This window comes from Corynebacterium sp. LK2537 (assembly GCF_040946485.1).
Taxonomy (GTDB): Bacteria; Actinomycetota; Actinomycetes; order Mycobacteriales; family Mycobacteriaceae; genus Corynebacterium.
On the sequence record NZ_JAYWLQ010000012.1, the window covers coordinates 1 to 22164 of the forward strand.

Annotated in this window: 22 protein-coding genes; 8 read left to right on the plus strand and 14 right to left on the minus strand. The window is 65.4% G+C overall.

Translation table 11 applies throughout. The annotated features are described in order from the left end of the window. The first annotated feature begins 256 nt into the window (after positions 1-256). Complete coding sequence (locus VVS03_RS10955; protein ID WP_368534525.1) at positions 257-1582, plus strand: lyase family protein; 1326 nt, start codon at positions 257-259, stop codon at positions 1580-1582. A 28-nt stretch (positions 1583-1610) separates the two neighbouring features. Here the strand turns inward: VVS03_RS10955 and VVS03_RS10960 are convergent, their stop codons facing one another. From VVS03_RS10960 to VVS03_RS10995, 8 genes are all read right to left on the minus strand, one after another. Next, positions 1611-2186, minus strand: a complete 576-nt coding sequence (locus tag VVS03_RS10960) for a hypothetical protein (protein ID WP_368534524.1) — start codon at positions 2184-2186, stop codon at positions 1611-1613. 624 nt (positions 2187-2810) lie between these two features. Then, the gene (locus VVS03_RS10965) at positions 2811-3323 is read right to left on the minus strand and encodes a hypothetical protein (protein ID WP_368534523.1); all 513 of its coding nucleotides are present in this window, start codon (positions 3321-3323) and stop codon (positions 2811-2813) included. After that, a complete protein-coding gene (locus tag VVS03_RS10970) occupies positions 3314-3625 on the minus strand; it encodes a VWA domain-containing protein (protein ID WP_368534690.1) in 312 nt (103 codons plus the stop codon). The genes VVS03_RS10965 and VVS03_RS10970 overlap by 10 nt, the downstream gene beginning before the upstream one ends. 115 nt (positions 3626-3740) lie before the next feature. Then, a complete protein-coding gene (locus VVS03_RS10975) occupies positions 3741-4379 on the minus strand; it encodes a DUF3239 domain-containing protein (protein ID WP_368519437.1) in 639 nt (212 codons plus the stop codon). Next, entirely contained in the window at positions 4366-6015 is a 1650-nt protein-coding gene (locus tag VVS03_RS10980; RefSeq protein WP_368534522.1) for a DNA repair helicase XPB, read from the minus strand. Before VVS03_RS10980 ends, VVS03_RS10975 begins: the two co-directional genes overlap by 14 nt. Before the next feature lie 79 nt (positions 6016-6094). Next, complete coding sequence (locus tag VVS03_RS10985; RefSeq protein ID WP_368534521.1) at positions 6095-7273, minus strand: ABC transporter permease; 1179 nt, start codon at positions 7271-7273, stop codon at positions 6095-6097. Positions 7274-7277: 4 nt separating this feature from the next. Continuing rightward, positions 7278-8171 (minus strand): ABC transporter ATP-binding protein, encoded by an 894-nt coding sequence (locus tag VVS03_RS10990; protein ID WP_368520943.1) that lies wholly within the window; start codon positions 8169-8171, stop codon positions 7278-7280. Between the two features lie 134 nt (positions 8172-8305). Further along, on the minus strand, positions 8306-10390 hold the full coding sequence (locus VVS03_RS10995; protein WP_368520944.1) for a helicase-associated domain-containing protein: 2085 nt from the start codon (positions 10388-10390) through the stop codon (positions 8306-8308). Positions 10391-10455: 65 nt separating this feature from the next. On the opposite strand from VVS03_RS10995, the gene VVS03_RS11000 reads away from it, so the two are divergent. Continuing rightward, a complete protein-coding gene (locus VVS03_RS11000; RefSeq protein ID WP_070769344.1) occupies positions 10456-10647 on the plus strand; it encodes a hypothetical protein in 192 nt (63 codons plus the stop codon). A 205-nt stretch (positions 10648-10852) separates the two neighbouring features. Here the strand turns inward: VVS03_RS11000 and VVS03_RS11005 are convergent, their stop codons facing one another. Further along, positions 10853-11473, minus strand: a complete 621-nt coding sequence (locus VVS03_RS11005; RefSeq protein WP_368520945.1) for a resuscitation-promoting factor Rpf1 domain-containing protein — start codon at positions 11471-11473, stop codon at positions 10853-10855. Positions 11474-11853: 380 nt separating this feature from the next. On the opposite strand from VVS03_RS11005, the gene VVS03_RS11010 reads away from it, so the two are divergent. Continuing rightward, positions 11854-12234, plus strand: coding sequence for a cold-shock protein (locus VVS03_RS11010; protein WP_368520946.1), 381 nt, complete (start codon positions 11854-11856; stop codon positions 12232-12234). Between the two features lie 35 nt (positions 12235-12269). Here the strand turns inward: VVS03_RS11010 and VVS03_RS11015 are convergent, their stop codons facing one another. Both VVS03_RS11015 and VVS03_RS11020 read right to left on the minus strand, forming a co-directional pair. Further along, positions 12270-12845 (minus strand): DUF2771 domain-containing protein, encoded by a 576-nt coding sequence (locus VVS03_RS11015; protein WP_368520947.1) that lies wholly within the window; start codon positions 12843-12845, stop codon positions 12270-12272. An 11-nt stretch (positions 12846-12856) separates the two neighbouring features. Beyond that, positions 12857-13741: a glutaminyl-peptide cyclotransferase gene (locus tag VVS03_RS11020; RefSeq protein ID WP_368520948.1), complete on the minus strand. Its 885-nt coding sequence runs from the start codon at positions 13739-13741 to the stop codon at positions 12857-12859. A 39-nt stretch (positions 13742-13780) separates the two neighbouring features. Between VVS03_RS11020 and VVS03_RS11025 the strand changes: the two genes are divergently transcribed. From VVS03_RS11025 to VVS03_RS11035, 3 genes are all read left to right on the plus strand, one after another. Continuing rightward, the gene (locus VVS03_RS11025; RefSeq protein WP_368520949.1) at positions 13781-14443 is read left to right on the plus strand and encodes a DUF3027 domain-containing protein; all 663 of its coding nucleotides are present in this window, start codon (positions 13781-13783) and stop codon (positions 14441-14443) included. A 209-nt stretch (positions 14444-14652) separates the two neighbouring features. Then, on the plus strand, positions 14653-16077 hold the full coding sequence (locus VVS03_RS11030; RefSeq protein ID WP_368520950.1) for an NCS2 family permease: 1425 nt from the start codon (positions 14653-14655) through the stop codon (positions 16075-16077). 20 nt (positions 16078-16097) lie between these two features. Continuing rightward, positions 16098-16901, plus strand: a complete 804-nt coding sequence (locus tag VVS03_RS11035) for a TrmH family RNA methyltransferase (RefSeq protein ID WP_368520951.1) — start codon at positions 16098-16100, stop codon at positions 16899-16901. On the opposite strand, the gene VVS03_RS11040 is transcribed toward VVS03_RS11035, so the two are convergent. The 3 genes from VVS03_RS11040 to serC all read right to left on the minus strand — a co-directional run bounded on the left by VVS03_RS11040 (position 16871) and on the right by serC (position 20116). After that, the gene (locus tag VVS03_RS11040) at positions 16871-17743 is read right to left on the minus strand and encodes a DUF6928 family protein (protein ID WP_368520952.1); all 873 of its coding nucleotides are present in this window, start codon (positions 17741-17743) and stop codon (positions 16871-16873) included. The genes VVS03_RS11035 and VVS03_RS11040 overlap by 31 nt on opposite strands. A 15-nt stretch (positions 17744-17758) precedes the next feature. Next, positions 17759-18889 carry a septation protein SepH gene (gene sepH / locus VVS03_RS11045; RefSeq protein ID WP_368520953.1) on the minus strand — a complete coding sequence of 377 codons (1131 nt, stop codon included), beginning with the start codon at positions 18887-18889 and terminating at the stop codon, positions 17759-17761. Between the two features lie 72 nt (positions 18890-18961). After that, the gene (gene serC, locus VVS03_RS11050; protein WP_368520954.1) at positions 18962-20116 is read right to left on the minus strand and encodes a phosphoserine transaminase; all 1155 of its coding nucleotides are present in this window, start codon (positions 20114-20116) and stop codon (positions 18962-18964) included. A 237-nt stretch (positions 20117-20353) separates the two neighbouring features. On the opposite strand from serC, the gene VVS03_RS11055 reads away from it, so the two are divergent. Continuing rightward, a complete protein-coding gene (locus VVS03_RS11055) occupies positions 20354-21670 on the plus strand; it encodes a citrate synthase (RefSeq protein ID WP_409338176.1) in 1317 nt (438 codons plus the stop codon). 138 nt (positions 21671-21808) lie between these two features. Then, positions 21809-22164, plus strand: a 356-nt coding sequence (locus tag VVS03_RS11060; protein ID WP_070769354.1) for an FKBP-type peptidyl-prolyl cis-trans isomerase, incomplete at its 3' end; no start/stop codon positions are given.

Consider the following 22164-nt stretch of genomic DNA (forward strand, 5'->3'; position numbering starts at 1 on the left):
AACATAATTCAATAGCACTGGAGCACCCGGTAGAAGCCAGAAACAAGGTTTCTACCGGGTGCTTTCGCATGCCCGGACGTCTGTATGCGCCCAAATTGCATCGCAAAAGGAAACGAGTCTCTGTTGTATCGACGTTCTTTGCTTGTGCGCTAACCCGGTTTTGGGCTAGCGCGCCTAGGTGATTGTCGTCGCCGTCATCGGCGGGTCTACAATGACGAACTATTGTCTACTTCTTGAGAAAGTTCGGATTTACACCATGCCCTTTAGCTCTTTTGACAATGCGATTAGTAGCCGCGGTTACGTCACCCCTGAAATGGAGAAGGTGTGGTCCGTCCGAGAGACCATCGCCGGGTGGTACGCCGTAGAGGCGGCGTTGGCAGCGGCGCAGGGCCAGGTGGGGATGATCCCGGAATCCGCGGCGACTGCCATCGTGGACAACGCCCCGGTCAGCTCTGAGGTAGAGGAGGCTATCAGCCGGGGTGCGATGGGCAACCCCTTCACCCTAGGCCTAGATGCGCTCCGCGCGGAGCTACCCGAGGACGCCCGCGGCTGGGTTCACTTCGGGGCGACGACCCAAGACATTCTGGATACCGGGCGCGCGCTGCAGATCAAGGCGAGCCTGGATCTGATCATGCATACCCTGCGTCGCCTGATCGACGTACTCGTGGACCTGGCGCACGAGCACGCGGATACGGTGATGGTCGCGCGTACCAATGGACAGTATGCTCTGCCAACCACCTTGGGCTACCGGGTGGCTACGTGGGTCAAGGCGCTGCGCCGTTGCTACGGGCGGCTGCAGAACACTCGCGATCACGTGTTGCTCGTGCAATTTTCCGGCGCGGTGGGCACCTATGCCGCAATGGGAGAGTACGGCTCGACTGTCGCACGACTGGTCGCCCGCCGCTTAGGCCTTGAGTTCGAGGAAATCGCCTGGCACGCTCAGCGAGACACGATCACGGAGCTCGCGTGTATCGTCAGCATCTACGGCCAGACCTTGGCCAAAATCGCGGAAGACCTCTTTGAGATGCAGCGCTCCGACGCCGGCGAGGCCGAGGAGGAACTGGACCCGCACTTCTCTGGCTCAAGCACTATGCCGCAGAAGCGGAACCCGTTTACGACCATGAAAATCTCCGCCGCCGCGCGTATGGCGGCGGGCGCGGCGTCTACCATGCTGACCCAAACTCCTAGCGCGGATGAGCGCGACCACCGCGCCATCGAGGTCGAAGGCGATTGTTTGCCGCGTATCTTCGCCGCCGTGGAAGGTGCCGGCCGAAAGCTCGAGAAGCTACTCGGCAACCTCTCCTTCGATGCGGATGCCCTACGCGCCAACGTCGAAGCCGAGGGCGTGTTAACCATGACCGAAGCCATCATGATGGAGTTCGCCAAGGTCATTGGCCACGGAGCGGCCCACGACCTAGTCCAGGACTTTGCTACCCAGTACCGGGACACGGGGATTAGCCTGGAAAACTTTATCGCTGGCCGCCCCGAGGTCGCCGACCAGCTGAAGTTTGTGGACCTGACGCAGATCCAACGGCCGGAGAACTATACGGGCCTAGCAAGCGAAATCGCCCGCGCCATTTAGTAGCACGGGCGATAAAGCGGTAGGGGATTTACCTACGGCGGAGCAGAAGGGCTGCCAGGATGATGAGCAGGAGGATGCCGCCGCCGACGGCGATCCACATCAGGTTGATGCCGCCTTCGTCGGATTCGGATTCCTGAGCCTGCTGGTCGGTGTCAGTGTTTTCGGGCTCCTCGGCCTCAGCAGTCTCGGTCTCTTCCTCTTCGGCACTCGGCGGGGTGTCGGACGGCGGCGGGCCGTCGGCGTTGACCATGCGCCATTCGGGGCCCTCGACAGGCTCGCCATCCACGTCGAACGCGATCTCATACGGCTGGTCGACGCCTGTGGTACCCGCGCCAATCCCGTAGTTCATGGAGATTCCCACGTAGTAGTCGCCGGCGAGGGAAACGGCCGCGCCGCCGCGGTTCGCCTTACGGTTTTTGTAGCGGACCGGTCGGTCAATGATCCCCGTACCGGTCTCGGTGCTTTCGTCTCGGGTAGTGTTGACGTCGAAGTCGGCTGCTGGAGTCCGGTTGGGGGCATAGATGACACCGTTAATACTGTCGAGATCGTCGCGCGTGGACTTACCAGTGCGAATGGTGACCACGGGGCGCTGCTCCCAATCCACCGGCAGCTTATAGAAGCGGTATTCGCCGGGAACGATCGTGTCGGAGTAGGTGCCGGGTTCGACCTCGACGGCGTCGGCAAAGCCGGTGCCGCCGGTGATTGGCGTGGCGTCCTCTAGGGTGAGAGCTTCGTGTTTGTCACCTATGCGCCCGGTATCCCCTTCGGGAAGACTCTCCAGGGTCTTTTCATCTGGAACGGGTTCGAAGGAGACCTGGACCTCGAAAGACGCGTCACCCGACTGTTCTGTGGTTGTGTGAATATCGTATCCGAGGTACCACTGGGCGTCGTCGCAGTCACCGCCGTCGGCTGGCTCGATCTTGGCGACGACAGGCTCGGGAGCTTTGAATGTACTCAGGTCCGTTGAGCCGTCTGCTAACCCGATTTCATGAACAGAACAGTCTTTACCTTCGGAAGTATTCTCAGCTTCCTCGAGACGATAGAAAAGGCTAGCGATTGGAGTGTTGTTGTCGAGGGCTCCTGCATCACCGGTGGCGTCGCGGTCGGGGAAACCGGTGACGGAGACGTAGGCGTTGTAGCCCTCGGGGACGGCGACGCGGATATAGCGCAGGCTTTGGTCCTTGTCGTCGTTCGGGGTCGTGCGGGTGTGGTAGAGGCCTTCGCCCAGCTATTTGGCGTCTTCGATGGTGTCAGCGAATTCGAATTCTGTGCCGGCGGCTTTGTGGGTAGTCACGGCGCGCTGAGACAGGAATTTCAAGTCCTCGGCGAGCTTGTCAGCGTCGTCGGCTTGGCGGTACTCGCCGCCGGTGGCTTCGGAGATGCACTCGAGTTCTTCGCGGGCTTCGTCGTCGACCTTGAATCCGACGGTGTGGATGGCAAGGCCTACTCCGTCGTCGGCCAGCTCTTTGGCTACGGTGCATACTTCGGGAGGTGCGCAGGTATCGATGCCGTCAGAGACCAAGATGATGGAGCGTTCGCCGTCGTCGGGTAGCTCGTCTGCGGCGTGGCGCAGGGCGTTGCCCATCGGGGTGTAGCCGGTGGGAGTCAGGTCGCCGATGCCTTTGCTGAATTTGTCTCGGTCGAGTTTGCCGACGGGGGAGAGGGTCTCAATGTCCTGGCAGCCGGCCTCGTGGTTTTCGGGTGCGTCGGTCTCGTTCGCGCCGTAGGCGACTAGACCCATGGTGGCGGTATCGGAAGCCCGTCGAGGAGTTCGTGGGCGGCTTTCTTGGCGGAGTCCATTCGGGTGCCGTCGCCGTCGGGTTGGAGCATGGAGCTGGAGGCGTCCATGATGAGCACCGAAGAAGCCTTGTCATCCTGTGCGGAGGCTGCGGGCGTCCAGATGCTGACAAAGGCTGCCAGTAGAGCGAGGACCGCTACAACGGCGGTGACTCGCTGTGGTTGTTGTCCTGTTCGTGTCATGGTGTGCCTCTTTTTAATTTCATTAGTGATATGGGGCACATCAAACATATATTGACCAGACAACTGTCGCTACTTAAAGCCGGTTACGGCTTTGTAACAATGCTTAGATACGCAAAACCGCCCGCACCAACGGGTGGTGCGGGCGATTGTTGAGCTCGGGTTAAGAGAGCTCTGGCGGCTAGAGGACCAACAGGTCGAACTTGGTGGCCTTGACGTCGCTCAGGCGCTTGCGGGCGCGCTCGAGGCGCTGCCACTGGTCCTGGGGGATGGACTTGCGGGCGATGTCGACGACCTCCTGGTCCGGGGTGCCCCAGGCGATGGGCATCGGGGAGATCTGCTGCCAGTGGTTCTTATCCGAGTTGGTGTGGTGCCCGCCAATCGCGGCGACGGGGACCTTGGTGCCGACCTTGCGGTCCACGCCCGGGATGGAATTTACCCGGCGCAGCGCGGCGCCCCAGCGGGGCTCGGCTTCCGGATCGACGTTGGTGTTGACCAGGGCCAACAGGTACATCTCTCGGTCGGTGACCTCAGCGATGACACCGGGGGCGAGCGGGTAGGAGTCGTAGAGCTGCTGGGCGGTGCCCACTTTGCGGGAGGAAAGCACGCCGACCACGGCGCACATGATGCCGAACAGGATGATGCCCAGCCCGACGGTAAAGCCCCATGCGGATTCGACGAAGTACCACAGCGCCGCGCCGATTATCACCAGGAGCACGCCCATGATGAGTCCGGACATCAGCAGCCGCTTGGAGTCCCGGAGCAGTTCGTTGTGCTTTTTCGCGAAGGCCTCATCGACCTCAAATTTAAAGATCTTCATCGCTACCCAAGTCTACTGCGTCGACCAAGCGGTAAGCATATCCCTGCTCCGCGAGGAATCGCTGCCGGTGGAGGGCGAACTCGGCGTCCACGCTGTCGCGAGTGACCACGGTGTAGAACTCGGCCTCGTTGTCGTCGGCCTTGGGGCGTAGCAGGCGGCCCAAGCGCTGGGCTTCTTCCTGGCGCGAGCCAAAGGTGCCGGAGACCTGGATGGCCAGGGCGGCCTCCGGGAGATCGATGCTGAAGTTTGCCACCTTCGAGACCACCAGGGTGGTGGTCTCACCGGCGCGGAAGGAGCGGAAGGCCTCCTCGCGCTTGGCGGTCGAGGTGCGGCCGTCAATAACGGGCGCGCCGAGGCGCTCGCCGATGGTCTTGAGCTGGTCGATAAAGCCGCCGATAATGAGCGTCGGAACACCCGGGTGAGAGGAAACGAGCTGGTCGACCACGCGGTATTTCGCCTCCGCGCTGGCTGCTAACCGGTAGCGGTCCCGCGTCGGCGCGGTCGCATACGTCATGCGCTCCTCCGGCGTCATTTCCACGCGGACCTCGGTGCACTCGGCGGTGGCGATATATCCGGCGTTTTCCAGGTCCTTCCACGGGGCGTCGTAGCGCTTGGGCCCGATCAGCGAGAAGACGTCACCCTCTAGGCCGTCCTCGCGGATGAGGGTGGCGGTAAGGCCTAGACGGCGCCTCGACTGCAGGTCGGAGGTCATGCGGAAGACGGGGGCGGGCAAAAGGTGGACCTCGTCGTAGATGATAAGGCCCCAGTCGCGGGAGTCGAACAGGTCCAGCGCGGCGTATTCCCCGCGGGTCTTGCGCGTGACCACCTGGTAGGTCGCGATGGTCACCGGCTTGATCTCTTTCTTCTCACCGGAGTACTCGCCGATCTCCGAGGCCGTCAGGCTCGTGCGGCGCAGCAGCTCATCGCGCCACTGGCGTCCGGCCACCGTGTTGGTCACCAGGATCAGGGTGGTGGCTTGGGCGCGGGCCATGGCGGCGGCGCCGACCAGGGTCTTGCCCGCGCCGCAGGGCAGCACCACCACGCCGGAGCCGCCCTCCCAGAAAGAATCCGTGGCCTGGCGCTGGTAGTCGCGCAGCTGCCAGCCGTCTTCGGTCAGGGCAATCGGGTGGGACTCGCCGTCGACGTAGCCGGCGGTATCGCTGGCCGGCCAGCCGACCTGCAGCAGCGCCTGCTTCAGGCGCCCGCGGTGGGACGGCGGCACCGCGAAAGTGTTTTCGTCAATTCGGGCGCCCAGCAGCGGGGCGACCTTCTTGTGGCGCTCTAACTCCGCGAGGATGGCCGGTTCCGCCGAGGTGAGGATGAGGCCGTGGGCCGGGTGCTTGTCAATGCTGACGCGGCCGTAGCGCGACATCGTCTCCGCGACATCGACGAGCAGCGCCTGCGGGACGGGGAAGCGGGAGTAGCTCTCCAGCACGTCCACGACCTGTTCGGCGTCGGGGCCGGCGGCGCGGGCATTCCACAGCGCCAGGGGCGTGATGCGGTAGGTGTGGATATGCTCCGGCGCGCGCTCGAGTTCTGCGAAGGGGGCAAGCGCCCGGCGGGCGCTATCGGCCTCCGGGTGGTCGACCTCCAGCAAGACGGTCTTGTCGGATTGGACGATGAGCGGGCCGGGCATAGGGCGGTGGTTCTCCTCGAAAACGGTCGGGGACAACCCAGCGCGGCTTGAGCCTTGAGGCTGGCTTGAGCCTTGGGGCCTACCCCTTGAGGGCAGCGCGCCAGGTCATTTTCTTTCCGTTATTGAGGATAGCGCCGCGGTAGATGCGGGCAACCAACCAGATGACCGCGGCGGTGGTCGCTGCGAAAAGCAGGTAGGACAGCGCCAGCTGGGCGGCGCCGAAGTTGCCCACCGCGTACTGCATCGGGGCAGTCAGCATGGAAAACGGCGGCAGCCAGCCGGCCACCTGCATGAGCGTGGAGTCCAGGTTGTTCCAGCCGAAGGCGGGGACATAGGCGGTGAGGATGAGCAGGATGAGGATCGGCGTCTGCGTGGACTGGAGGTCCTCGGTGCGCTGGATGAGGGAGCCGGCCGCGGCGTAGAGGCTGCCGAAGAAGAGCAGGCCCAGCAGGCAGCCGACCAGCATGACGCCGAAGAGGCCCCAGTCGAGCGAGAAGCGGTCCGAGAACTCGGTAAACGCCAGAGCGGCGGCGCCGGCACCGACGAGCACCAGGGTGGTCACGAAGCCGAAGATGGTAACCCCCAGGATCTTGCCGGCCAGGAAGTCCAGCGGGCGGACGGAGGAGAGGATGATCTCCACCACGCGGGAGGACTTCTCCTCGGTCACGCGTCCGCCGACCAGGCTGGCGAAGGTGATGACCGAGAAGATGATGATCATCGCTGCGGCCAGCACGGTCAGCACGGAGACGATGTCGTCCTCGCTGCTGGCCGTGCCGTCGGCCTCGTCCACGCTGACGAGGTTGACCGTGGTCTCCGGCAAGGCTTGGGCGTAGTCGGCGGGGCTAACCCCGAGCTCTTGCAAGGCGGTCTGGCTGGAATACGCCTCGACGACCTGGTTGATGGTCGCGGTCATGGTCTGGCTGGGATTCCCGTCCTGACTGATGAGGTCCCAGCCCTTTTCGCCGGGGACCAGGGCGGCCTCGGCGTCGTCGTTGCGGACCAGCTCGGCGGCCTGGTCGGCATCGTCAGCCGCCCGGGCGTTCAGCCCGCTGTTGTCGAAGGCCTCGGTGGGCATCTCGACGACGGCGACGGTATCTGGCTCGTCATCGGAGCCTAAGAAGAAGTTGGCGGCGGTGATGCCGCCGATGGTTACTAGCAGCAAGAGGGCGACGGTGATTTGGACGGCGCGGGTTTTGGCCGTGATGGCCATCTCGCGCTTGGCCACGGTCCAGATGGTGGCGGGGGAAGAATAGCGCATGAGTTTAGGCCTCCTGGTTGGTCGAAGAGACGACGTCGCGGAACAGTTCGGTCAGGTCAGGGACCACGCGGCCGAAGGCGTGGACGGGCCCGGCCTGGAGGGCGGCGCGGAGGATGGTCTGGTCGTCCACGCCCTCCGCGGTGAGCACCACGTGTTCGGGGCCTTCCTCGACGACCTCGCAGCCGGGCGGGTACCAGCCGCGGGCCTCCGTGGCCACGCGGTAGCGCACCGGGCCGGAGTTTCGCAGCTCTTCGACGCCGCCTTCAGCGACGAGCCGGCCGTGGGAGAGGATCCCTACGCGGTCGCACAGGCGCTGGACCAGGTCCAGCTGGTGGGAGGAGAAGAGCACGGCCGCGCCGGAGCGGGCGCGCTCGACGAGCATCTCACTCATGACCTCCACGGCCACCGGGTCCAGCCCGGAGAAGGGCTCGTCCAGGATGAGCACGTCCGGGGAGTGGATAAGCGAGGCGGCCAGCTGCACGCGCTGCTGGTTGCCCAGCGACAGATCGTCCAGCTTGTCGTCCTTGCGCTCGCCCAGGCCGAGGCGCTCGAGCAGCTCGCTGGCCTTGGCCTTTCCTTCCGCGGTCGGGATGCCGTGGAGGGAGGCGAAGAAGGTCAGCTGGCTTATCAGCGACTCCTTGCCGTAGAGGCCGCGCTCTTCCGGCATGTAGCCGATCCGGCGGCGGTTGCTGTCATCCAGCGGCTCGCCGTCCAGGCGGACCTGGCCGGAGTCGGTGGACAGCACGCCCAGCGCGATGCGCATGGTGGTGGACTTGCCGGCGCCGTTGGAGCCGACGAAGCCATAAATCTCACCCGCGTCGACGTTGAGCGAAAGATCGTGGAGGACACGGTGGTCACCGTAGGACTTGTTGAGTTGGTCTATTTCCAGTCGTGGCACAAGAGGGCCTTCCGGGTCGGGTCGATGTTCGTAGTAAAATATTGCATAAACACAACATTGCGTCAAGGGCACTTGCAATATTACCGCCGGAGTAGCTTCGCTGCGTGCCGCGCGGAAGGGCCGGGTCGGCCCGATTAGTCCAGGGCGAGCGAGGTAATCCGGGACAGCGGGATGCGCACGGTCCGCACCTGGGCGCGGGCGTCGACCTGCCCGCCGGAGACCGTCAGCGGCGTGGCCCGCAAGGATTTCTGCGCCCCGGTCTTGGTGGCATAACCGATGACCACCGCCCGTCCGGAGCGCACGGCCGCCTGCAGCAGATCCAGGTCGGGGCCGGTTGCCGCCGTCGGCTCGTCGGGGCGGCCGGCGCGGACGGCGTCGACCGCGGCGTTTAGGGCAGCCGGGGATAGCTGGCTCGCCGAAGGGTGGAAGGCCTTGGGCGGGGGCACGGTCGCCCGCAGCGGGGCGACCTGCACCGTGGCGCCGGCGGCGTCCTCGGCGGCAGGGCTCAGGCCGGCGCGGTGGAGCTTGTCCAGCAACGTGCGCAGCGGCAGCTGGGATACGGCCACGGTGGGGGCGAGCAGGCGCAGCTCCGGCACGGCGCTGACGGCCTGAGCAAGCACCGCCGGGTCGTCGCTGCGCAGGTACGCGTTGGCCGGGCCGGCGCGCAGGGCGCCGTGGCGCCGGGCGCTATCTCGTACCAGGTAGCTCACCGGCTGCGGGACCTCGTTCGCGGAGTGCTCGGAAAAGAAATCCTGGAAGTCAGCGGCCGACCAGCCGGCATCGAAGCCGCGACGCAGCGACTCCTCGCTCAGCCGATAGGTGCTGGCCAGGCCGGGTGATTCGATATCGGCAATCAGGGACAGCTTCGCCTGGACGGGGCTGGTCAGCGGGCCCGGGGCGATGACGCTGAGATCACCCTGCAGGAGGAAATAGGAAATCTCCTCCGGCGCGAGATCGGTCGCGTTGCCGGTCAGCGCGGTGGTGGCGCGCCCGCGGGCGATAAGCCCCAGCCACTGCGCCTCCGCGGCGAGGGCGTTGATGGTCTCCTCGCCGGTAAGAAGCGCGAAAAGCGGCGAGGAAAAGCGCAGCTCGGCGTAAAATTCCTCCGCGCTGAGTGCACGGGCGCGGTGCCGGTAGACCTCCAGGACGCGCTGCCGGTAGTCGGGCAGGTGCGCGTCGACGGCCTCCTTGTCCAAGGGCCGCTCAGCCGACCACGACTGCCACGGGCTGGCCATCCACGCCTCGATGAGCGCCTGCCAGCGCTCGCCCAGGGCCAGATCCTGCCAGTCCGTCGCGGCCGCGGTGGGGGCCAGGAAGTTGCCCTCGTAGCCGGTGGGTTCGCCGCGGCCGAGCAGGCCGGCGCTATAGCCCAGGTGGATCAGCCGGGTGATGCCCGGCTCCGGCAGGCCCAGCGCCTTGGCCAGCTGTTTCACGCTCGCCTTGCCCACGGACTTGTCCTTGAGCAGGCTGACAGGGCTGCGGCCCAGGTGCTCGATGAGGCGCTCGAGCTCGCGGGCGACGTCGAGTCCGCTGGCAGCCCCGGCGGCATCGGCGGCCGGATCCGGGTGTGGTTCCTCGGGCGGGGCGATCGGCTCGAGCGGGATGACTGGGTGCGCGCGCCCGTGGACGGCCCCCAGGACCGCCCGCGGCAGGCGCAGCGTGCCCGGCTCGGGGCGCAGGACGAACCCGCGCTCTTCGAGGTTGGCCACGGGCTCTTTGGCGAACGTGCTGGCCGCGCTGGCGCCGCCGGCGTGGGCAATCCCCTGAACTACCTCGAGCTGCTCTTCCGGCAGCTGCGCCAGGTCCGCGGGGGTAACTTCCACCTGGTTGAGCAGCGACCAGCCAGTCGGCAGCGCCGGCATCACCTCGGCCGGCAGCATCACCTTGTCCGGGCCGGTGCGATACAGCAGGGCGCGCTCGCACAGCGCGTCGGTGATGGGAGTCGCCGCGACCTCGCCGGCGCCGACCTCTTCTAGCTCCGCTCCGAGGTTGGCCGCGCGTTCCAGCGCAGCTAGCAGGTCAGCCGAGCAGTTGCCCAGCGCGCGGGCGATGGAGGTCCGCAGCAGCAAACGGGTGGCTAGTGGCGCCGGCCCCGGCGGGGGAGGGACCGCGGCGTCGGGGCGGTGCCCGAACAAAGTAGTGAGCTGATCCGAGTCCAAATTAGCGAGGAAATCCCGGTACTGCGCGGTGCGGCTGGGGCCAGAAGGGGTGATACTCATCGTAGAAGACAAGTTTAGTGCCATTTGAGTTACTTTTTTCGCGCGGGTTTGGCACAATAAGGAGTATGTCGAATGTAGAGAAGAAGGGCTTTGTTTCTCCGGCTTGGCCGCAGAACATGGAAGGCCGCGAACACGCCATTACCGAAGTTACCGCTCCGTTTGCGGGTGCCTCCAGCCCGTACGGTGACGACACCGTCCTGCCGCTGCCGGCAGACAAGCTGAACTACGTGCACCCCTACACGCGCATCAACAAGTAGTTCACCCGCAGCAATGCCCGGTCTGGTGACCGGGCATTTTTCTATGCCTTAGCCACCCCTGCGCCGGCGGCGCGGGGTTCATCCGGGCACGTGGCTCCAGGTGCTGCAGGAGAGATGCCAAAAGGCGCCACCCGGGGTGGGTGGCGCCTTTTCTTTTACCTGTTGGAGATGACTCCGGCCGGGGCGGGGCCGGCGTGGACCTTTCTTAGAGGTTCAGGATGGAGTCGATCTGGCCGCGGTTAGCGGTGTAGAAAGCGTTGAAGTCGTGGCGGTTGGCCTCGTAGAACTGCTGGATCGGGGCCGGGACCTGGATGCCGTAGGTGGCCAGCTTGGACTTCACGGTGTTGTAGAGGGCGTCGACGGCGAGCTCGCTGGAGCCAGCGTTAGCGGCCTCCTTGACGGCGGCCGGGGCGTTAGCCGGAGCGGCCGGAGCCGGGGCGGCGTTCGGGTGAGCGCGGTCGGTCGGGGCGGAGTTCAGGCCCAGGCTAGCGGAGCAGGCCGGCCATGCGCCCCAGCCCTGGTTAGCCAGGACCTTTTCGGCGACGAAGATCTGCTGCTCACGGGTAGCACCATCGGCGGTCGGGGCGAACTCGTTGCCGCCGTAGGCCTGCCAGGTGCCAGCGTTGAACTGCAGGCCGCCGTAGTAGCCGTTGCCGGTGTTGATGTTCCAGTTGCCGCCGGCCTCACACTGAGCCAGGCGGTCCCAGTCGGAGTCCGGAGCGGCCGAGGCGGTCGGTGCCAAAATGGCAGCGGCGGCACCGACAGCGACGGTGCTAGCGGCGAACTTGGTGGCTACGGAAGTAGTCTTTGCCGAGTGGCGTCCCATTGTTGAAGGTCCTCTCTATTTCCCCGGTCGGTTACAATTCTTTTGCACGTAAAAATTTGGCCGCCAGCGCGGGAAGGTGGTTAGTCGGGGATGTCTTCGACCAACGCGGCGGCCAAGTGCCTAGACGACAGAGTATCGGTTTATAACGAAAGTGTCACGTTCTCGACACTTTTCGACACACATCGACGGGCCCCGAGTGGCGCGTGTGAAAACCTTAAAGCGAAAACCGCAGGTGAGACGATCAGCTCCCAGGGAAAATTTATCCATGTGAGATGGATCACCGCGGTGTTATTGTGGACCGATTATTGACTTCATTTTTGGGGCCGCCAGGGGTTAGAATGGTGAGTTCCATTATGAGAAGAAGAAAGTGGTGAACCAACGTGCCCATCGGTAAGGTCAGGTGGTTTGACGCGGAGAAGGGCTTCGGCTTTGCCTCCAACCCGGGGGATGAGGACGTCTACATCGGCCGCAACGTGCTGCCCAAGGGCGTGACCGAGCTGCACCCTGGCCAGCGTATTGAATTCGATTTCGCGGCCGGCCGCCGCGGCCCGCAGGCGCTGCGCGTGAAGGTGCTGGATAGTCCGCGCCGCCGCAGCCCCGGCCGCAAGCCGGAAGAGCTCGGCAGCATGATCTCGGACGTAATGACCGTGCTGGAGACACAAGTACAGCCGGCCTTAAGCGCCGGGCGTTACCCAGAGCGCAAGACCGGCCGGCAAGTCGCAGAGATCCTGCGCGCCATCGCCAAGGACCTAGACAACTAGATCCGCGCTGGACGATAAGTCCAGCGCCTGGGCAGCTAGTTGTTCTGCTCCTGCGCGGCGCGCTCGGCATCGGACATCGTCGATAGCGACCAGACCGTGGTGTAGGGGGTTTCCTCCCCGCCTGAGTCCGTGCCGATCATGATGGCGGAGACCTCCACCACCATCAGCTTCGGGCGTTCCTGTTTGTCCCCGGACGTGGATTCCTCAATCGGATCCACGGAACCGGGGATTTCTACTGTCTCGGTGTCGTAGGCGCCGTGGGTGGTCTCGTCGTTGGCGGCTGGGTCGTCGTAGATGCTCAGCACCCGCCACTCGTGGTTGTGGATGGCCTCCGGGATATCCAACACCAGCTTGTCGTCCGGTCCGACCTCCAGGTTGGGGACGTCCTTTTCCTCGCACTCGGTCCCCGGCTCGCAGGACATATACGGGTGGACCTCGAGCTCCTTGTCGCCGACGTGGGCGGTAACCGCTACCTCTTCCGGCTCCGGGCCCGGGCGGCTGTTCCACCAATTCTGGAATAACACCACCGCCACCACGATGACGATGACGGCGATGATCAGCGCCAAGACCTGGATCAGTTGCTTGCGTTTTGCCTCTTTGCGGGTGGCCATGGGCATAGATCTTACTCGAAGGTCACGCGGTAAAGATCCGGCCACCGCTTACCGGTTAAGTAGAACTCGTCGGTGCCCGGGATATGGGCTATCCCGTTGAGCACGTTGTCGGGGTTAGGCGCGGCGTTATTGGCCAGCCCCGAGGCGTCGATGACGGCGTCGACCGTCCCGGTGGCCGGGTCGATGCGCAGAATGTCGGTGGAAAACCAGACGTTCGCGTAGATCTTCCCGTCGACGCACTCGAGCTCGTTGATCTCATCGATCTCTTCGCCGTCCAAGGTCACCGTGACCCGGTCCAGCTCGTCGAAGTTGTCGCGGTCCATAAAGCGCAGCGTGGAGGAGCCGTCGGACAGCGCCAGCCGGTCGCCCATGTCGCACAGGCCCCAGCCCTCGCCGGAATACTCCGCGGAGCCGGTGGGCTCGAGGGTATCCGCGTCGAAGGACAGCGCCGTGCCCGACTTCCACGTCAGCTGCCAGAGCGTGTCGCCGCTACGGGTAATGCCTTCGCCGAACTGATCGTCTGCCAGCGCGGTCGACTGTTGCGGGGAGGTCTCGCCCGGGACCAGCCGGTGCATGCCGGATTCGCCGTAGCGCCCGGTGCCCACCAGGAGGTTGCCGTCCTCGTCAACTTCGAGGCCCTGCGTGAACAGGCTCTCGTCGTAGTCGAGGCGCTCCACCACCCGCGCCTGAAGGCGCTCGACCGCGGGGGCGGCAGTGGTGGCGGCCCCGTCTTCCGGGGCGGAGGCCGCGTGATCTGCGCCGCGGTCGGTGTCCGGGGTGGCGCTGCAGGCGCTCAAGGCCAGGCCGGCGCAGGCCAGAAGCGCGCCTAACCGGCGCGTTTGCTGATGCTTACGGGGGCGCTGGCGGTGACGTAGTGGCGACAAGAGGGAACCCATACACCATATTGTGCCGCATATGCACCATAATGATTCGATGTGTCCTCTAAAAAGCGCCAATCCACCTCCACCAACCCGCTGCTGGGCCCCGCGGCCGTCGACACCGCTCGCTGGGCCCTGGAAGAACTAGGCGACGGCGACGTCGGCCGCCACATCGGCGTCGGCGCGCTGAGTCCGCACGCGGTGACCCACCGCTTCGCCGCGGACGTGCCCGGCTACCACGGGTGGGAATGGCAGGCGGTCCTGGCCTGCGCCGCCGGCAGCGACGAGGTCACCGTCAGCGAGCTGGCCCTCGTCCCCGGCGGGGAGGCCCTGCAGGCGCCGGACTGGGTGCCGTACACCGACCGGGTGCGCCCCGGGGACTTAGAGCCGGGCGACGTTATGCCGCCCGCGCCGGGGGATAGCCGCCTGAGCGATGACGGCACGCTAAGCCAGGCCGGCTGGAAGGAGGCGGCTAAGCGCTGGCAGGCTGCTTACGGGCCGGAAGCGCCCATGGCCGCCCAGGCGCACCTACAGTGCGCGACCTGCGCGTTCTTCCTGCCGCTGAAGGACAACTTCGGCGTGTGCGCCAACGAGTACTCCGCGGACGGGCGCGCCGTCCACGCCCGCTACGGCTGCGGCGCCCACTCCCAGACCACCATCGCCCCGGAGCCGGCGGTGGACCCGGACACCGTCTTCGACGACGAAGCTCCCTTCTATTAATCCTTAGCTGTCACTTCTATTAATCCTTAGCTGTCACCGGCAGCAGTAGCTGTTGACGCAATCGTTATTGCAGAATGCGTCGCTGTTGCCGCCCCGGAGGATTTCGGCCGGGCGGGGGTGGAGGATTTTGTGCGCGGGGCTGACAAGTATGAAACTGTTAGCGGTAAATCAATAGGGCACGGTGACATTAGTAAAGGGAAGTCAGCTCCATGCGCGCGACGCTCGATCGCTATTTCAAAATATCCGAACGCGGATCTACCATTGGCACCGAGATTCGAGGCGGGACCGTCTCGTTTTTCGCGATGGCCTATATCATCCTCCTCAACCCGCTCATCCTGGGTACCTCCCAGGACGTCGAGGGCAACACCCTGGGAGTGCCCCAGGTAGCAGCCGCCACCGCGCTCGTGGCCGGCGTGATGACCATCGCCTTCGGCGCCATCGCTAACTATCCCTTCGCTTTTGCGGCCGGCCTGGGGCTGAACACCTTCGTGGCGGTCAGCCTCGTGGCCACGGAGGGTCTGACCTGGTCGGAGGCCATGGGCCTGGTGGTCATCGACGGCATCATCATCGTCATCCTGGCGGTCTCCGGCTTCCGTACCGCGGTCTTCAAGGCCATCCCGGCCTCCATGAAGGCCGCGATGGGCGTGGGCATCGGCATGTTCATCGCCATGATCGGCTTCGTCGACGGCGGTTTCGTCACCCGCGTGCCGGACGCGGCGAACACCACCGTGCCGGTCAGCCTGGGTATCAACGGTTCCATCTCCACCTGGCCGAGCCTGGTCTTCGTGCTGGGTCTTATCATCTGCGCGGCCCTGGTCATCCGCAACGTGCCGGGCGGGCTGTTCATCGGCATCATCGCCACCACGATCATCGCCATGGTCGTCGAGGCGCTCACCGGCGCCGGCTCCGCCGCGGAGAACACCGGCGGCTGGAACATGGCGGTGCCGAAGGTACCGGACTCCCTGGGCGGGCTGCCGGACCTGTCGATCGTCGGCGCCGTCGACCTGCTGGGGGCGTTTAGCCGCATCAGCGTGGTCGCCGCGACCCTGCTGGTTTTCGCTCTGGTGCTGACCAACTTCTTCGACGCCATGGGCACCATGACGGCACTCGGCCGGCACGGTAACCTGACCGACTCCGAGGGCAACCTGCCGCACCTGAAGAAGGCGCTGGTCGTCGAGGGCTTCGGCGCCGTCGTCGGTGGCCTGGGCTCGGCGTCGTCGAACACCGTCTTCGCGGATTCCTCCGCCGGCATCGGCGATGGTGCGCGCACCGGTCTGGCCAACATCGCCACCGGCGTCCTGTTCATCCTGGCCATGTTCCTGACCCCGCTTTACGAGGTCGTGCCCATCGAGGCCGCCTCCCCGGTGCTGGTGGTGGTCGGCGTCATGATGGCCGGCCAGCTCACCGCCATCGAGTGGAACAAGATGTACGTGGCCATCCCGGCCTTTTTGACCATCGTCGTGATGCCCTTTACCTACTCCATCGCCAACGGCATCGGCATCGGGTTTATCTCCTTTGCCCTGATGTCCACCTTCGCCGGCAAGGCCAAGGAAATCCACTGGCTGATGTGGCTCATCTCCGGCCTGTTCGTGGTCTACTTCGCCATGGATCCCATCATGGGGCTGGTGGAATAGCGTGCGCTAGATTAGGGGGCATGGAAAGAACTTTCATCGCCGACCCGAACGACCCTCGCCTGGACGATATCCGGGACTTGAACAAGTCCGATAAGTCCGGCGAGGGTTTAGTCATTGCGGAGGGCCACCTGGTGGTCTCCCGCCTGGTCGAGTCCCCGTTCCCGGTGCGCTGCCTGGTGGGCTTTCCGCAGAAGATCGACCAGTACGTCGAGACCTACGGCGAGCCCGGCTGCCCGGTCTACGAGGTCGAGCGGGACACGCTGGCCCAAGTCGCCGGCTTCGACATGCACCGCGGGCTCGTCGCCGCCGCGGACCGCGCGCCGCTGCCGGCAGTCGGGGACGTGGTGGATAAGGCGCGCACGGTGGTCGTGCTCGAGGGGGTGGGCGACCACGAGAACATCGGCTCCATCTTCCGCAACGCGGCGGGCCTGGGCGTGGACGCGGTCTTGCTGGGCAGCGGCGCGGCCGATCCCTTATACCGGCGCAGCGTGCGCGTGTCCATGGGGCACGTATTGCGCCTGCCTTTCGCCCGCTTCGAGGGCGGGTACACCACCTGGCAGCGTTCGCTGGACGTGCTGCGCGAGGCCGGCTTCCGGCTGGTCTCGCTGACCCCGGGCGGGGACACGCATATCGCCGACGCCGTCGCCGGGGCGGAGAAGGTGGCGCTGCTCGTCGGCGCGGAGGGTCCGGGGCTGACCGAGCACGCGATGCGCGCGACCGACGTGCGCGCGAGCATCCCCATGGCGCAGCACACGGATTCGCTCAACGTGGCCACCGCCGCGGCCGTGGCCTTCTACGAGCGCCAGCGGTCCTTGAGGGACTGAGAGACCTTGCGTGAGGCTTTGGACCACCACTTGTTCGCGGTGGCGCCCACGCGCCGGGCGGCGGCCGCAGAGGCCTGCGCCAGGGCGCGGAACTCGTCGCCGGTGAATTCCTCCTCGGCCGCGGCGTCCTCGTAGTCGTCGTAGTCGGTGTTGCCCGGGCCGATGCCCAGCTTCGACGTCGACGCCGAGGTCACCCGCGCGATGCTGGGGCGCTTCGGCTTGTCGATCTTCGGCTCTGGGCGCCCGTCCACGGCGTAGCCCACCACGTCCAGGTCCGGGCCCTGGGCGCTGATGTCGACGCCCAGCCAGCTGCGCTGGGCTTCTTCCATCAGGTCCCGCGGGCGGAAGGGCAGAGCGATGCCGCCGGTCGAGTCGTTGTGCTCGCCGGCCCAGTAGGGCCCCTCGAAGGGCTCGGGCAGGCCGGAGTCCTCCAGCACCTCCATGCGGGTGCAGCACAGCGAGCGCTTGAGCTCGCCGCCCTGGAAGTGCGCGAAGCCGGCGTAGGTGTCCTCGTCGTGGTGAACGAAGGCGTAGAGGTTGTCCCACGGCGCCGCCTTGCGCAGGGCATGCGGCAGCTGGGAGAGGATGATGCCCTCGCCCTCAATCACCGTCTGGACCACGGTCACGCCCGGGTAGCCGCCGATGTAGTATTCGGCGCTATCAGCGGGGGCGGAGCGGTTAAAAGGGAACTGTCCGATGGGAGTGATGGGGAAGGCCGGGTTGAGCTGGGCCAGGAACTTGCGGCCATAGCCGCGGTCGGCCTTGGGCTCAGCTTCGAGAACGGCAGCGGGGTTAGGGGAGGTCACGTACCACAAGGTAATGACGGCGCGGGAAATATCCATGGTCCTGGTAGTCGCTTAGTTTTTCGGGCGCTTGGTGTTGGCACGCACGCCGAGTAGCACGTCCTCCCAGTGCGGGGTCACGGCCTTGCGGCGGCGCTTGGTCGGCTTCTTTTCCGGATCCGGGTTCTGGAGGAATTCCTCCGGGGAGTTTTCCTCCGCACCGCTGTGCTCTGCGGAGTCGGAGCGGTCACGATCGGCGTCGCCGGAGTCCGTGGGCGCGGAGGCGTCGTGCAGGGACTCGCCGTTGGCGGCGGAAACGGCCGCGGCGTCGTGCTCGTCGTCCCAGTCGTCGCCCAGCACTGCGGTCTCGTAGCGGTTGCCGCGTCCCACCGAGGTCAGCGAGCGCACCGGCTGCGCAAAGTCCGGGTCGGTCAGGTCAGCGGCCACGGAGTTGCGGGCCTCGACGGTCGGCTCGGAGGTCATGGTCTGCTTGAACAGCCACTCGGCCTCGTTGTCGGACAGGCCGGCGCGCCAGCGCAGGCAGACCACCCAGGGCTCGCCCTTCTCGCGGTAGGCGTCCCACTCGGCCTCGGCCAGGGTGTGCCCGCGGGCGGCGAAGGCGGTGGCCAGTACCTCCCAGAGGGTCAGCTTGGCCGGGCCGTCCTCGCGGACCGGGTGGGCCTGCTTGGCCAGGTCCGCTACCCGGTAGCGCTCCAGCATCACCGGGTGGGCGAAGGATTCGAGGCGGGATTCGTCCACGCCCAGCTCCTCGGCCAGGCTGGCTGCCGTTGCCCCGGCCCGGATGCGGTGCTGAATCTCCGCCGGGCGCAGCGGCAGGGCCTTCTTGGACTCCGCGTGCGTGGCCGGTCGTGCGCGCCCGGTGCCGGAGGTCCCGGACGGCGACGCCGCGTGCAGGCGCGTAGGCGTGCTTGCCGCCGCACTAGCGCCGGCGTGGTCGGCGTGGCCGTGCACCTCGCCGGTGGCGGAGCCTTCGTGGTCTTCGCTGCCCGCAGCGGCAGAGACGTCCTGCGAGCTGTCAGCGTTTTCATTCCCGGCGCTGGTCTCGTCATCCGTAGGGCGGATGGTCGAGGCCAGCGTGGCGCGGGTCGCGTCGTCGACGGCGAGGAAGAATTCCTCCCCATCGTCGGCGCGCAGCACCAGGGATGATTCGGTTGAGTCGCTGTTAACTAAAAACAGCTCGCGCATGCGAGTCTCCTTCAGCCGTGGAGGACAGGGTTACTTGTGATGGGCTCCACTGTAGTCGACCCAAGGCAGAATTTATGCCAAGTCAGTGGGTATGTTGGCGGCACCGGCCTCCAGGCAGTAGTCAATAGCCTGGGTCAGGGTGCGGATGTCTTCCGGATCGATGGCAGGGAACATGCCCACGCGCAGCTGGTTGCGGCCGAGCTTGCGGTAGGGCTCCACGTCCAGGATGCCGTTGGCGCGCAGGACGGCGGCCAGGCGGGCGGCGTCGACGGTCTCGTCGAAGTCGATGGTGCCGACCACCAGCGAGCGGGCCGCCGGATCCTGCACGAAGGGCTGGGCCAGGGCGTGGCCGTCCGCCCACTGGTAGAGGATCTCGGAGGAGGCGCGGGTGCGCTGCGTCATGCCGTCCAAGCCGCCGTTGTCGTTCATCCAGCGGACCTGCTCGTCCAGGAGCAGCAGCGTGCCGATGGCCGGGGTGTTGTAGGTCTGGTTCTTGCGCGAGTTGGTAACCGCGGTCTTGAGATCCAGAAACTCCGGGACGTAGCGATCCGTGGCGGAGATCTTGTCGACCCGCTCGAGGGCGGCGGGGGAGAAGGCTGCCAGCCACAGGCCGCCGTCGGCGGCGAAGCATTTTTGCGGGGAGAAGTAGTAGGCGTCCGTGGCGCTGATGTCGACGGGCAGGCCGCCGGCGCCGGAGGTGGCATCGACCAGTACTAGCTGATCCCCGTCGGCCTTCGGCCGGGCGACCGGGGCCATCGCGCCGGTGGAGGTCTCGTTATGGGCCCAGGCCACGCAGTCGCAGTCCGTGGTGTCCGCGTGGAGGGGATACGGGGCCGAGCCGACCGGGGCGTCGGTGATGACCGGCTCTTCCAGCCACGGGGCCTTGGCTGTGGCCTTGGCGAACTTCGAGGAGAACTCCCCGTAGGTTAGGTGGGCGCTGCGGCGCTCGATGAGCCCGAAGGCCGCGGAGTTCCAGAAGGCCGTGGCCCCGCCCAGGGACAGGACGATCTCGTAGCCCTCCGGCAGTTGGAAGAGCGCGCTGAGGCCCTCGCGGATGGAGCCCACCAGGTTCTTTACGGCGGGCTGGCGGTGCGAGGTGCCCATGATGTCCTGGCCGTGCCGGGCGAGGTAGTCGATCTGGGCGGGGCGCACCTTGGACGGTCCGCAGCCGAAGCGTCCGTCGGTGGGGAGAAGTTCAGTTGGCAAAGTTAACTCGGGCGTCGTCATGCGCATAGCCTAAACGGCGACCAACCTATTTTCTGTCAGTTATTAGAATTTAACCTAGAATGGGTGTACCGGTAACGGGAAACGAGGCGGTAGCGGCATTTAACAGGACGCTTGTCCGGTTGGTGTAGTAGGGGTCACAGATAATTGGTAAAGTGGTGCCTGGTATGCCCGAACGCTTTTAGGGCATAGTATCGCTGGGTAAAGCCGACCGCATCTTTTTCTCTGGCTCCCAAGCGCATGAAGGATTACAGAAAGGACAAGCACGTGGCTTCTGAAGACAACAAGGTTGTACTGCACTACCCGGGTGGCGTGTACGAGATGGACATCAAGCAGTCCACCGAAGGCGACTCCGGTTTCGATATCTCCAAACTTCGCAACGAGACCGGCCTGGTCACCTTCGACCCGGGATACGCCTCCACCGGCTCCACCGAGTCCAAGATCACCTTTATTAACGGCGAAGAGGGCGTTCTGCGCCACCGCGGTTACGACATCGCGGACCTGGCAGAAAACGCCACCTTCAACGAGGTCTCTTACCTCCTTATCAAGGGCGCTCTCCCGACCGAGGAGCAGCTGACCCACTTCAACCAGGAGATCCGCCACCACACCCTGTTGGACGAGGACTTCAAGGCCCAGTTCAACATCTTCCCGCGCGACGCCCACCCGATGGCCGTGCTGGCCTCCTCGGTTAACATTCTGTCCTCCTACTACCAGGACCAGCTGAACCCGCTGGACGAAGAGCAGCTGGACAAGGCGACCGTCCGCCTGCTGGCCAAGGTCCCGATGTTGGCCGCCTACGCCTACCGCGCCTCCCAGGGCAAGCCGTACATGTACCCGGACAACGCGCTGAACGCTCGCGAGAACTTCCTGCGCATGATGTTCGGCTACCCGACCGAGCCCTACGAGGTCGACCCGGTCGTGGCCAAGGCCCTGGACAAGCTGCTCATCCTGCACGCCGACCACGAGCAGAACTGCTCCACCTCCACCGTGCGCATGATCGCTTCCGCACAGGCGAACATGTTCGTCTCCATCGCCGGCGGCATCAACGCCCTGTCCGGCCCGCTGCACGGCGGCGCCAACCAGGCCGTGCTGGAGATGCTGGAGGAGATCCACGCCAACGGCGGCGACGCTACCGACTTCATGAACCGCGTGAAGAACAAGGAAAAGGGCGTCCGCCTGATGGGCTTCGGTCACCGCGTCTACAAGAACTACGACCCGCGCGCGGCCATCGTCAAGGACACCGCGCACGAGATCCTGGAGCACCTGGGCGGCGACCACCTGCTGGACCTGGCCGTGAAGCTGGAAGAGATCGCCCTGAACGACGACTACTTCATCCAGCGCAAGCTGTACCCGAACGTGGACTTCTACACCGGCCTGATCTACCGTGCCATGGGCTTCCCGACGGACTTCTTCACCGTCCTGTTCGCCATCGGCCGCCTGCCGGGCTGGATCGCTCAGTACCGCGAGCAGCTGGAGATCAACACCAAGATCAACCGCCCGCGTCAGGTCTACACCGGCGAAACCCTGCGCAAGGTTTCCCCGCGCGCAGAGCGCTAAAACCCACAATTCCGCAGGACGGCTGCCCGGCCCGGCTTCGGCTGGGCGGGCAGTTGCCTTATACTAGGGAATATTTGGTTCAGCGGTAGCCCCACTGAACATGCCAAATCTTCCCAATACTCCCAAGGAGAACTCCCCATGGATAAGCCACAGATCGAAGCCCACACGGAGCCGGCGCCGACTGACGTCGTCATCGAGGACATCGTCGTCGGTGACGGAGAGGAGGCACAGCCGGGTGGGCTGGTCGAGGTTCACTACGTGGGCGCGGATTACGAGACCAACCAGGAATTCGACTCTTCCTGGGACCGGGGCCAGTCCATCGAGTTCCCGCTGACCGGCCTCATCGCCGGTTGGCAGGAAGGAATCCCCGGCATGAAGGTGGGCGGGCGTCGCCAGCTCATCATCCCGCCGGAGAAGGCCTACGGCCCGGCCGGCGGCGGGCACCCGCTGTCCGGTCGTACGCTGGTCTTCATCATTGACCTGCTGCGCGCCTC

Coding starts and splice junctions, on each gene's coding strand:
- VVS03_RS10955 (WP_368534525.1), top strand. CDS start 257: ATGCCCTTTAGCTCTTTTGACAATGCGATTAGTAGCCGCGGTTACGTC.
- VVS03_RS10965 (WP_368534523.1), bottom strand. CDS start 3,323: ATGGGTCTAGTCGCCTACGGCGCGAACGAGACCGACGCACCCGAAAAC.
- VVS03_RS10975 (WP_368519437.1), bottom strand. CDS start 4,379: ATGAAGATCTTTAAATTTGAGGTCGATGAGGCCTTCGCGAAAAAGCAC.
- VVS03_RS10980 (WP_368534522.1), bottom strand. CDS start 6,015: ATGCCCGGCCCGCTCATCGTCCAATCCGACAAGACCGTCTTGCTGGAG.
- VVS03_RS10985 (WP_368534521.1), bottom strand. CDS start 7,273: ATGCGCTATTCTTCCCCCGCCACCATCTGGACCGTGGCCAAGCGCGAG.
- VVS03_RS10995 (WP_368520944.1), bottom strand. CDS start 10,390: ATGAGTATCACCCCTTCTGGCCCCAGCCGCACCGCGCAGTACCGGGAT.
- VVS03_RS11000 (WP_070769344.1), top strand. CDS start 10,456: ATGTCGAATGTAGAGAAGAAGGGCTTTGTTTCTCCGGCTTGGCCGCAG.
- VVS03_RS11005 (WP_368520945.1), bottom strand. CDS start 11,473: ATGGGACGCCACTCGGCAAAGACTACTTCCGTAGCCACCAAGTTCGCC.
- VVS03_RS11015 (WP_368520947.1), bottom strand. CDS start 12,845: ATGGCCACCCGCAAAGAGGCAAAACGCAAGCAACTGATCCAGGTCTTG.
- VVS03_RS11020 (WP_368520948.1), bottom strand. CDS start 13,741: ATGGGTTCCCTCTTGTCGCCACTACGTCACCGCCAGCGCCCCCGTAAG.
- VVS03_RS11030 (WP_368520950.1), top strand. CDS start 14,653: ATGCGCGCGACGCTCGATCGCTATTTCAAAATATCCGAACGCGGATCT.
- VVS03_RS11035 (WP_368520951.1), top strand. CDS start 16,098: ATGGAAAGAACTTTCATCGCCGACCCGAACGACCCTCGCCTGGACGAT.
- VVS03_RS11040 (WP_368520952.1), bottom strand. CDS start 17,743: ATGGATATTTCCCGCGCCGTCATTACCTTGTGGTACGTGACCTCCCCT.
- sepH (WP_368520953.1), bottom strand. CDS start 18,889: ATGCGCGAGCTGTTTTTAGTTAACAGCGACTCAACCGAATCATCCCTG.
- serC (WP_368520954.1), bottom strand. CDS start 20,116: ATGACGACGCCCGAGTTAACTTTGCCAACTGAACTTCTCCCCACCGAC.
- VVS03_RS11055 (WP_409338176.1), top strand. CDS start 20,354: ATGAAGGATTACAGAAAGGACAAGCACGTGGCTTCTGAAGACAACAAG.